This is a genomic window from Streptomyces sp. NPDC051207 (assembly GCF_040682395.1).
Classification (GTDB): domain Bacteria; phylum Actinomycetota; class Actinomycetes; order Streptomycetales; family Streptomycetaceae; genus Streptomyces.
Map to the genome: position 1 here is coordinate 176,528 of NZ_JBFBAX010000007.1, position 11,297 is coordinate 187,824.

At 68.5% G+C, this 11,297-nt stretch carries 3 protein-coding genes and 1 other RNA gene; all 4 read left to right on the forward strand.

From position 1 onward, the window contains the following. The first annotated feature begins 77 nt into the window (after window positions 1-77). The 4 genes from AB0M97_RS10190 to pglX all read left to right on the forward strand — a co-directional run bounded on the left by AB0M97_RS10190 (window position 78) and on the right by pglX (window position 11,292). A complete protein-coding gene (locus AB0M97_RS10190) occupies window positions 78-2,048 on the forward strand; it encodes a zinc-ribbon domain-containing protein (RefSeq protein ID WP_365960312.1) in 1,971 nt (656 codons plus the stop codon). 53 nt (window positions 2,049-2,101) lie between these two features. Further along, window positions 2,102-2,505, forward strand: an RNA gene (gene rnpB / locus AB0M97_RS10195) — RNase P RNA component class A. Between the two features lie 400 nt (window positions 2,506-2,905). Then, window positions 2,906-7,612 carry a BREX system serine/threonine kinase PglW gene (gene pglW / locus AB0M97_RS10200; protein ID WP_365960313.1) on the forward strand — a complete coding sequence of 1,569 codons (4,707 nt, stop codon included), beginning with the start codon at window positions 2,906-2,908 and terminating at the stop codon, window positions 7,610-7,612. Then, window positions 7,609-11,292 (forward strand): BREX-2 system adenine-specific DNA-methyltransferase PglX, encoded by a 3,684-nt coding sequence (gene pglX, locus AB0M97_RS10205; RefSeq protein WP_365960314.1) that lies wholly within the window; start codon window positions 7,609-7,611, stop codon window positions 11,290-11,292. The genes pglW and pglX overlap by 4 nt, the downstream gene beginning before the upstream one ends. The last annotated feature ends 5 nt before the right edge of the window (window positions 11,293-11,297 follow it).

Sequence of the window (11,297 nt, forward strand, 5' to 3'; positions counted from 1 at the left end):
CGGCAGCGCTGGCCGCATGGCCACTTCAGCCAGTGCCGCTCGATACCGGGAGCGGCGGGCGCGAGGACCGCCTACGGATGCTTCGCCAGATGCGCTCGGTCTGGAACGACGTCAACGCTGCCCGCCGTGAGCTGATCAAGAAGGAACTCGCAGCGGCCCAGGCCCGGCAGGCCGAAGTCACCGCCTACTGGAATCGGCACAAGGTCACGGTCAAGGACCGGTGGGACAGCCGTATCGGTGGCCGGGGAGAAACCACCGTCGCGGACATCCCGGAGGTCGCAGCGCAGTGGCACCGGGACAACCTCGCCCTATCCGAGAACGTCTCGGCGATGGCTCAGCGAGGCGGCGAGGTCAGCCCGTACCTGTGGCAATGCCCCCTTGGCCTTGGCCATGAACCGTGGCCGGCCTGGCCCAAGGACCGTATCCAGAAAGGTGCAGGGTGCCCCGAGTGCCGCCGTTTGATCCGGGTCGCAGACCTTCCGACCCTGGCCTCCCAGTACCGAGGACAGAGACTGGCTAGCGGCATCACCCACGCAGCACACGAGAGCGTGCCATGGACGTGCCGGACATGGGCCGTCGATCCAAGTACCGGGGTGTGGCAGCCAGTTGAGCACCGCTTCGAAGCGGTGGTCAAAGAGCGGGCTCTTCAGGGTGACGGCTGCCTGGTCTGTGCTGGGTACGTGATCGACGACACGAACTCGTTGTCCACCTGGTTCCCGGAAATCGCCGACGAGCTGGATGCTCCGGGCCTTGACCCGCGCCGGCTGCCTACGAGCCAGCACAACATCCCTCGAAAGCAAACCGCTGAAGCCGAGAGCAAGGGCATGTACGCGACCCTGCCTTGGAGGTGCCGTCACGGCCACGGTTGGGAGGCCACCATCCTCAACCGCGTCCAGGGCACGGGTTGCGGCAAGTGCTCAAAGTCTGGGATATCGAAGGAGCAGGTCCGGCTGGTTGCTGAACTCGCGGGACTCATCGACCTCGTACCGCCGAAGAGCCGGGATCCACGGCTGCCGGACGGCGTGCCCGACTTCGCCTCGCACCACCTCACCGTTCCGCCCGAGCACAAGCCGACCCACTGGCGCTACAAGGACGTCGAGGTCGACGCGATCTTCCATCTGCCTCACGGTGTCCGAGTAGGCCTCGAGTACGACGGCGCGTTCCACCACTCGGCCAGACACCGGGACCGCCGCCAGTACGAGAACGACAAGAGCCGGGTACTGGTAGAAGCAGGGCTCTTGGACATGCTCATTCACGTGAGAATCGGCGATCTGCCGGAGATGGAGGCCCCCCACGCTCTGGTCGTGGCGGTGCACGAACGAGCCACGGCCTACCGGCAGGCCAGCGCGGTGGCCTCGGCCCTCTCGGTGCGCTATCCCGGGGATGTGCCGGGCCTGGACGCGTACCTCAACAGTGGCACGGCCCGGCACCAAGTCACTGCCGATGCCTACATCACCGCGGTATGGGGCGAACTGCGTCCTCCGCGCCGAAAGCCAAAAAAGGCGGGCCCGCCGACACCGCGCCGCCTCTCCCCAACAGCCCCGCACGCAGACAGCCTGCTGTCACCCATCTCAGAGCCCTACCGGAACCCGGAAAATCCGGATGAGATCGTCCGCGACTACCAGTGCGCATGCCGCAATCCCGAGATCTTCACCGCTGTCCAGTCGCAAGTCACCTACGGAAACACCCGCAGCTGTGGATGTCTGGCCACACAGGCCAGGCGACGTCGGCGACCAGCCGTCTCCCAGGCCGAGACCCACGCCGTCCGAGCCTGGGCTGACCAACAGGGGATAGCCATCGGTGGCAGCGGCCGGGTCCCGGACCGGGTGACCGCTTCCTACCGGCTCGACCAAGCCGGGCGTCACGACCTGCTCGGCCCGGACGGGCTGCTGGATGCGGCACGCGTGCGCGAGTGGGCGGTGCGAGCAGGACGCCAGCTGGGCGCGAGGGAGAGAGTGACCGGAGAGCTGTGGCTCGACTACTCCATGGAGAAAATTGCGCCTGGGACGCAGATCAAGGAGACGCCGGATCCGCCCGTCGGTCGCTGATCGGAGGAAACCGGGGGCCGCGCCTGGTCGGCTACCATGGTCCACACGGCAGACGAGCCGGGCGGACGGCCGCGTGGAGCTCCCAGGGGCTTCCCGAGGAACGTCCGGACTCCACAGGGCAGGGTGGTGGCTAACGGCCACCCGGGGTGACCCGCGGGACAGTGCCACAGAAAGCAAACCGCCCAGCGCTCAGGCGCTGGGTAAGGGTGAAACGGTGGTGTAAGAGACCACCAGTGCCCAGGGTGACCTGGGCAGCTAGGTAAACCCCACCCGGAGCAAGGTCAAGAGGAGCCGCTGTAGAAGGCGGCTCTGCGCGGACGTTCGAGGGCTGCCCGCCCGAGTCCGCGGGTAGACCGCACGAGGCCGGCGGCAACGTCGGCCCTAGATGGATGGCCGTCTCCCCGGCTGCCGCGAGGCGACTGGGTGACAGAATCCGGCGTATAGCCCGACTCGTCTGCCGGTCGGCCCCCTGACCAGGGAATGTGCTGGGCAGGGGGCCTTTTTGTCGGAGCAGAGGGTTTGACCAGACCCCGTTCGGCACCGGTTCAAACGGGGTCACGTGGCTACGTACGTGGCCACGAAGGTAGCCATAGACCTCGGGCGGAGGCCAGGAGCGCCTGTGCCCTGTGGATGTCGTGCGTGCAGTGAGCGCTGCCATGCGTACCGCTCACTGCACGCCGTCAAGAATCTGCCGGACCTTCAGGGAGGCCCCGCCCCTCAGTGGTCCGCGTTCGTCCGGTGCGCGGAGTGCTACGTCAAGTAATGGCATCTCGCCGGTGCGTGCGTGAGGGATACGATGTCCCGCGGTCACCGGCGTGATCGCACCGTTGACGGGGTGGCGAAGTTAGCGAGGAGCGATGGAGAAGGACCGGTGGACGACCGTCACCGAGTCTGAATACGGGCACGAGAAGCGGGGCCTGGAGTCGATCCGCAAACAGCTCCCTGACGGCAAGCCGTGGCGAGCCTGGTCGAACTTCACCTTCACTGCCAATTCGGGCCATCCTCGCGAATGTGACCTCCTCGTTGTCGCTCCCGGCGGTGTGTGGCTGGTTGAGCTCAAGGACTGGGTCGGACGCCTCTCGGCTCCGTACGGCACCTGGGTGCAGACGAAGGGGAACGGCGAAGAGGTCGACCACGGCAACCCGCTGCACCTGCTGAACAAGAAGGCTGCTCAGCTGTCGGGGCTGCTGGAGCGGGCGGCCGGGCCCAAGGCCCCCAAGGTGTGGATCCGGGAAGCCGTCTGCTTCACCAATCCCAAGCTGCGCGTGGAGCTGCCGCCGCACGAGCGGCAGAACGTGTTCACCATCGCCGAGCTGGTCAAGGAGTTGAGCCGACCGCCACGCGACGAACGGTTCAAGATCAACGAGGGCCGTTCGGACAACATCGCCAAGTGGCTCAAGAAGGCCGGTATCCGTCCGAGTGAGGCCGAGAAATGGGTCGGCGCCTACCGCCTGGACAAGGAGCTCGCCTCGGGCCCGACCTGGGTGGACTACGTCGGCCACCACAAGGAGCTGCACGAGACTGTCCGCGTGCGCGTCTACCTGCGCGAGCGGGGCTCGACCGACGAGGCGCGCGAGTCCGTGGAGCGGGCGGCGCGCCGTGAGGCGGCCGTGCTCAGCCGCTTCAAGCACCCGGGGGCCGCGAAGTACAAGACCTTCGAACCGGCGGGCCACCCCGCCGGGCCCGCCCTGCTCTTCGAGCACGACATGCGGGCGATGCGCCTGGACGAGTACATCCGCCGCTACGGGGACGGACTCACCATCCAGGCCCGCCTGGGACTGCTGCGGCAGCTCGCCGAGACGATCCGCTCGGCGCACGCCGGCCTGCTCCACCACCGGGCCCTCGCCGCCCGCTCGATCGACGTGATCCCGGGCCCGCGCAAGCCCGGTGCGGAAGAGGCGTGGCTCCGTCCGCGTCTGGAGATCGCCGACTGGCAGGTGGCCAGCGCCCGCAGCTTCGGTTCGAGCAGCGGGGCGCGCGCTGCCGCGGCCCTTGCTCCGACGGCGCTGTCCGCAACGCACGTGGCCGAGGGAGCCGGGCCGTACCTTGCGCCGGAACTGACCGCCACCCGGCCCGACCCGGTGCTGCTGGACGTGTACGGCCTGGGCACGCTCGCCTATCTGCTGGTCACGGGCCGCCCTCCGGCATCCAGCCAGGCCGAGGTCCTGGCGATGCTGCGCGAGGGTGACGGCCTGACGCCGTCGGCCGTGGTCGACGGCCTGACGGACGACGTCGACCTGCTGGTGCACGCGGCCACGGCCTTCAACCCCTTCCACCGGATGTCCTCCGTCGACGAGTTCCTCGAACTCCTCGCCGACGCCGAGGAGTCGGTGGGCATCCGGCATGCGCCACCCGCCGAGCCCGCGGCCCCCGCGGCTGCGGCCGGACCTGCCGAGGCCCAGGCAGAACCCGAGCCGCAGGAAGAGCCCGATCCGCTGGAGGCCGAGCCCGGCGACGTACTGGGCGGCGGTCGCTGGCAGGTCCGCCGGCGCCTCGGCACGGGCTCCACCTCGCGGGCCTTCCTTGTCCGGGATCTGCGCGCCGAGGAGTTCCGGACCCGGCCGCTCGCCGTCCTCAAGGTGGCCGTCGCGGACCGGAGCGCCTCCATCCTGGAGGACGAGGCGCAGGTGATGCGCCGGATGCGCGCCGACTCCCGCGTGATCAACCTGGTTGTGGACGAGCCGCTGCGGCTGGGCGAGCGCACCGTGCTCGCCGTCGAGTACGTCGGCGACGAGAAGGCGGAACTCTCCGACGACGACGGCGCGACCGGCAAGATCCGCGCCCGCGAGGAGACCCTCGCCCGCTGGCTGCGCGAGCTCGGCGCCATGGGCACGGAGTCCCTGGAGAAGTACGGCGACCAGCTCTTCGGCGCCGTCGACTTCCTCCACGGCGAAGGCGTGTGGCACCGGGACATCAAGCCCGACAACATCGCCATCCGCAAGCGCCCCAACGGCACCCGCGAACTGGTCCTGATCGACTTCTCCCTCGCCTCCTACCCGGCCAGCGAGACCGGGGTCGGCACTCGGGGGTACATGGACCCCTTCGTCGGCGGCCCGGTGAACAGGCGGGCGGTCTACGACGACCAGGCCGAGTGGTACGCCCTCGCGGTCACCCTGCACCAGATGGCCTCCGGCGAGCTGCCCCGCTGGGGAGACGGCTCGGTCACACCCGAGATGACCGACCCCGAGGAGATGCCGCACCCGGAGATCGCCAAGGACGCGTTCGACGACCCGGTGCGCAAGGGCCTGTGGCGGTTCTTCCGCAAGGCCCTGCACCGGGACGCCGGTAAGCGGTTCGCCACGCTCAAGGACATGCACGACGCGTGGAAGAAGGTCTTCCTTGACGCGTCCCAGCAGGCCGTGCCCTCGTCGCACGACAAGGGACACGGCCTCGACGAGGCGGTTGACTCCGAGGCCGTGCGCGACGAGCGGGCCGCCGCCGCCCAGCTCGACACCCACCTTTCCCTGTCGGGCCTGACCGCCGCCGCCGAGTCCTTCCTCTACGGCCTGGGGATCACCGAGGTCGGGCAGCTGCTGGACCGCAGCGAGCGCGATCTGATCAACAAGCCGGGCCTGGGCGCCAAGACCCTCGCCGACATCCAGCGCCGTGTCCGGGAATGGCGGCGCCGGCTGCGCGCCGCAGACCTCAACCCGCTCACCGGTGAGGGCCGCAAGGCGGCCAAGGCCGAACTGGACGCGGCCAAGGCCGAATCGGGCCTGGAACGCAAGCTCAGCGACCACCTGGGCCTGGCTTCGGGCGACCGCTCCGCCCTGCGGCGGGTCTCCCTCGACGCGCTCGCCACCCGTCTGGTGCCCGAGCTGGTGCCCGGCCAGCGGGGCCCGGTGGGCAGCAACGAGACCCGGGTCGCCGTGGCCCGCGCGCTGCTGCGCCTGCCCGACGACGACGGACGGCTGCCGCACCTGCCCGGCTGGCCCACACAGACGGACGTGGCCAAGTTCCTCGACATGACCCAGGGCGGAGTCAACCCGCACATCCTGGGCCTGCGGGAGAAGTGGCGTGAGGAGCAGGTCCTGCGGGAGCTGCGCGTCGAGGTGCTGGAGATCCTGGAGCAGTCCGGCCGCCTGGCCTCCGCCGGCGAGATCGCCGATGCGTTGATCCTGCGCCGCGGCACCGACCTGCCCGAGCTGTACCAGCGCCGCGCCCTCGCCCTGGCCGCCGTACGAGCCGTCGTGGAGATGGAGGAACGTGCCGCGACCCCGGCCTTCCTGCACCGCATGAGCCGCCAGGCCACTGACGACGCCCTGCGCCCCGGCCTGCTCGCCCTGCACGCCCGGGAAGGCATCGACAGCCCTGACACCCCCTCCGCGCCCGGTCTGCTCGACTACGCGATCAGGCTGGGCAGGCGCGCCGACCGGCTCGTCCAGGTCGAGACCCTGCCGACGGCCGCAGCCGTGCTGGCCGACCTGACCCGGGTGGAGCCGCCTGAGGGCACCCTGGACTGGGACGAGCGGAGGATGGTCGACGTCGCCGCGGCGGCCTCACAGGATGCGGCGGTCTCCTCCCGCCTGGAGTTGTACCCGCGCGGCCTCGGCCTGGTGCGGGCACTGCGCCTCACGCAGGCAGGCATCGTCAAGATCATCCCCGGGTTGCCGGACGACGAGCAGCCGGGCCTGACGGTGGCCGCCGTCCACGAGCGGGTCCGCTCCCGCTTCCCCGAACTGCGGACGGGGGAGGGCGAGGACGGACACGGACTCCCGACGGACGCCCCCCTCACCGATGCTCTGCGCGAGGCGGGCTTCCCGCTCATCCTGCGCACCCACAAGGACGGGCGGCACCAGCGTTACCTCCCGGAGGGCCTGGAGAACGCCAGCCACTTCCGCTCCGGGCTGGACGGCACGTCCACCGGAACCGCCTCCGCCGCCGCCTGGTCGGAGGACGCCGACCTGGCCGCGAGGGCCCGCGCCGAGGACCGCCTGCTGGCCGCGGGACGGGGCGACGGCTACCGGGTGCTGACCGTCCGCAGTGGACTGGCCGAGCGGGCGGTGCGTCACTTGACGGACGCGAGGTTCGGTGGGGGAGCGGTCGCGGTCTCGGCCACTTCGCTGTTCCTGCGGCACCTTCACGACGAGCAGGAGACGAAGGCGGCCGCGAACCCGAAGGGGCTGCCGCGCTGGGAGACGCTCCTCAAGGCCGACGCTGCGGACGCGGGGTCCACGGCAGCCGTGAACTTCGCCCGTTTCGCGCGGAACGCATGCGACCGCATGCGGGAGGAGATCAGTGCGTTGCTGTGCCAGGGCGAGGATCCGCGCCCGCTGCTGCTGACGGACGCGGCTGTCTTTGCCCGCTACGAGTACGTCGGCGGGTTGGACGAACTCGCCCGGCAGGCACGGGAGGGCGAAGCCAAGCGGCCCTTGTGGCTGCTGGTTCCGCAGGCCGATCCTGGTCGCGCACCGGTCCTGGGGAGGGCCGTGGGGCCCGATGGCGTACGGGACGTGTACGCCGCCTACCAGGAGCCGCTGGGGGAGTGGATCCCGTTGCCGGAGTCGTGGGTTCGGCAACCGCACCGCGCACAGACCGAAAGCACTGAGGAGTACGCCCGATGATCGACCGCAAGGCCCTGCTGGACGACCTCAAGCCGCAGGTCGCCGCAGCCAAGAAGGACCTTGAGCGGCAGGTCGACGAGCGTCCCGAGGTGGGTGAGCGGTACGGGATCGAGTACCAGCAGGCTCGTGAGCTCGGCCGTACGGCGGCGTCGAGGAAGGCCTGGCTCGACGAGCAGCTCACGCAGGTGGCCGTGGCGTGGGTGCTGGCCACCGTGTTCGTACGGTTCTGTGAGGACAACAGGCTGATCGACGAGCCGTACCTGACGTCGCCGGACATCGACCGGCGGGAGCTGGCGCAGGCGCGGTACGACGAGTACAAGTCGACGGCGGCAGATCCCACCTGGCGGGGTTGGCTCCTCAAGGCGTTCGCGGAGATCGGGGACGGGCAGGCGGGACGGCTTCTCTTCGACGAGTGGCACAACCCGCTGTACCAGGTGCCGCTGTCGCATGAGGGGGCGGGTGCGCTGGTCGCCTTCTGGGGGCGGCGGAGGGAGGACGGCACGCTCGTTCATGACTTCACGGATCCCCTGAATGACGAGGGGACGCGGGGGTGGAACACTCGTTTCCTTGGGGACCTGTATCAGGACCTGAGCGAGGACGCCAAGGAGCGGTACGCGCTGCTGCAAACACCGAAGTTTGTGGAGGATTTCATCCTCGACCGCACGATGACTCCGGCTCTCAGGGAGCACGGTTTCAAGGGCCTGAGGATGATTGACCCGACTTGCGGGTCCGGGCATTTCGTCCTTGGCGCATTCGAGCGGCTCTTGAAGGAATGGTCCAGCAAGGCCTCGACAGTAGACGTGCATGAGCGAGTGCGGGCAGCGCTCGACTCGGTACACGGAGTGGACATCAACCCGTTCGCAGTCGCCATCGCGCGCTTCCGTTTGCTGGTCGCGGCCATGGCTGCCGCCAACGTGCGGACGATAAGCAAGGCGGCGCGGTACGAGTGGCCGGTCCATCTGGCGGTGGGCGACTCGCTCATCAAGTCCCGCCAGTTGGAGCTCACGCTGGACGGGGAGGCAGCGGAGGATCCGCTGGCCTCGTTCGCGTACCGCACGGAGGACTGGCTGGAACACCCGGACATTCTGAAGCCGGGACGGTATCACGTGGTTGTGGGTAACCCGCCGTACATCACCGTGAAGGACAAGGAGCTCAATCAGCGGTATCGGGAGATGTACCGGGAGGTGTGCCACAAGGAGTACGCACTCACCGTGCCGTTCGCGCAGCGGTTCTTCGAGCTGTCCAAGAACGGCGATCCCGAGACTGGTCGTGGGTATGGGATGGTCGGGCAGATCACCTCCAACTCGTTCATCAAGCGCGAGTTCGGTGTGCATCTGATTGAGGGGTACTTCGGGCATCAAGTTGAGCTGACGGAGGTCATCGATACTTCCGGTGCCTTCATTCCGGAGCATGGCACGCCCACGGTGATCCTCGTGGGGCGGCGGCGAGGTGGCCGACACCGGACATCGACTGTACGTACTGTGCGGTCGGTGCAGGGAGAGCCGGGGATTCCCGACGATGCGGCCAAGGGGCACGTGTGGTCGGCAATCGTCGAGCAGATCGAGAAACCCGGCAGTGTAAGCAAATGGGTGTCCGTTGGCGACCTTGATCGTAAACAGTTCTTCGCGAAGCAGCCTTGGGTGCTGGCCGATGGGGGACAGGAGTTGCTGGACTCCCTTGAGCGAAGCGGGCGTCGCAAACTGAAGGCGGTCGCCCCCCGTTTGGGAAGCACGGGACGGACCAGCGCTGACAGCATCATGACCACAGACCGTGAGGCGTGGCTGCGTCGTGGTTGCGAGGAGGAGCTTGGGCGGACCCTCGTAGTCGGTGAAGAGCTGCGTGACTGGCTCCACTCAGAGGGGACGTACACCTTCTTCCCCTACGAGGCGACTCCGGAGAAGTTCGAGCTTGTGCCCTTGCCCGAGGATTCGGGTGCGTACAAATGGATGTGGCCTAGCCGAACGGTGCTAGGACACCGGGCCACTTTCTCCAAAGGAACATACTTCTCCGACGGGAGACCCTGGTACGAGTGGCACCAGGTAACTCCGAGTGCGGGCTGCCACTCGTGGTCGATCGCGTTCGCCGAGGTGGCCACCCATAACCACTTTGTGTTGGATCGTGACGGAAAGGTCTTCAAGCAGACCGCACCTGTGGTCAAGCTGCGGGAAGATGCCTCGGAGGAAGAGCACCTGCAACTGCTCGGGGTGCTCAACAGTTCTACAGCTGCGTTCTGGTTGCGACAGGTTACGCAGGACAAACCGAGTAACGGGGTAAAGCGGGGCCTCGAGTCGGAGAAGTGGACCGTACGGCACCAATACAACAGCACGATGGTGGAGGACTTCCCCCTTCCGCCTGTCCACCCCACTGCCCTTGTAATCGAGCTTGACTACCTAGCCGAGCAATTGGCCACCGCCACTCCATCAGCCGTGGCCGCCGCAGGCACACCGAGCGCAGCTGCTCTGTGTGAGGCCCGCTCACGCTACGAGCACCTGCGCGCTCGCCTGATCGCCCTACAAGAAGAACTGGACTGGCAGGTCTACGCCCTCTACAACCTCCTCGACGACGACCTCCGCCCCGCCCCCCGCAACGGCGACGACTTCGCCGACATCCCCGAACTCGCTCTCGGCCAGCGCGCCTTCGAGATCGTGCTGGCGCGCAAGGTCAAGGCTGGTGAGGCGTCGGGCGAGTGGTTCCGGCGTCACGGCTCCACGCCTATCACGGAGATCCCGGCCGAGTGGCCCGCCCCCTACCGGGAGATCGTCCAGAAGCGCATCGACGCGATCGAGTCGAACCGCCAGATCGGCATGGTGGAGCGCCCCGAGTACAAGCGGCGCTGGGCCACCGAGGGCTGGGACGCGCTTCAGGAGAAGGCGCTGCGCTCCTGGTTGCTCAACCGCATGGAGGACCGCGCCCTCTGGTTCGACGCGGAGGGCGGCCCGCTGATCCGCACCCTCAACCAGCTGGTCCACGATCTCGAGCAGGACGAGGACTTCGTTGCGGTCGCCGAGCTCTTCGCGCCGGGACAGGAGTTCGCGAAGACGGTCGCCGCTCTCCTCTCCACCGAGCACGTACCGGCCGTCGCCGCCCTCCGCTACAAGCCCTCCGGCCTGGACAAGCGCACCGACTGGGAGCGGGCCTGGGAGGAGCAGCGCAAGGAAGACGCCGAGCAGGACTTCATCGCCAAGAAGAAGATCCGCGACGCGATCCCGGTGCCACGGCCCTACACCAGCGCGGACTTCCTCCGCAGCTCCTACTGGAGTCTGCGCGGCAAGCTGGACGTGCCCAAGGAGCGCTTCATTTCCTACGGCACCGAGAACGTCCAGTCCCCGCCCCTCTACGGCTGGGCCGGCTGGGACCACCTCCAGCAGGCCGAGGCGCTGATCGGCCACCTCCACGCCCATGGGCACGAGATGTCGGACGAGGAGTGGCCGCCGCTGCTCGCCGCCCTCCTCGAACTGCAGCTGTGGCTGGACCAGTGGCACGGCGAGATCGACCCGGCGTACGGCACCTCGCCCGCCGCCGACGCGCTTGCGCAGCGCCGCTCCCTTCAGGGGGACCGTCACCTCACCGACGAGGACCTGAAGGCGTGGCGGCCGCCCGCCGCCCGTCGCGGACGCGGGGCGAGCGCGAAGACAGCCAAGAGCACCAAGAGCACGACGAAGACCACGAAGGAGTCCTGACACCG

Bases quoted from the DNA above. Each gene is read 5' to 3' on its own strand.
- pglX (WP_365960314.1), top strand. From the start codon at position 7,609: ATGATCGACCGCAAGGCCCTGCTGGACGACCTCAAGCCGCAGGTCGCC.
- AB0M97_RS10190 (WP_365960312.1), top strand. From the start codon at position 78: ATGCTTCGCCAGATGCGCTCGGTCTGGAACGACGTCAACGCTGCCCGC.
- pglW (WP_365960313.1), top strand. From the start codon at position 2,906: ATGGAGAAGGACCGGTGGACGACCGTCACCGAGTCTGAATACGGGCAC.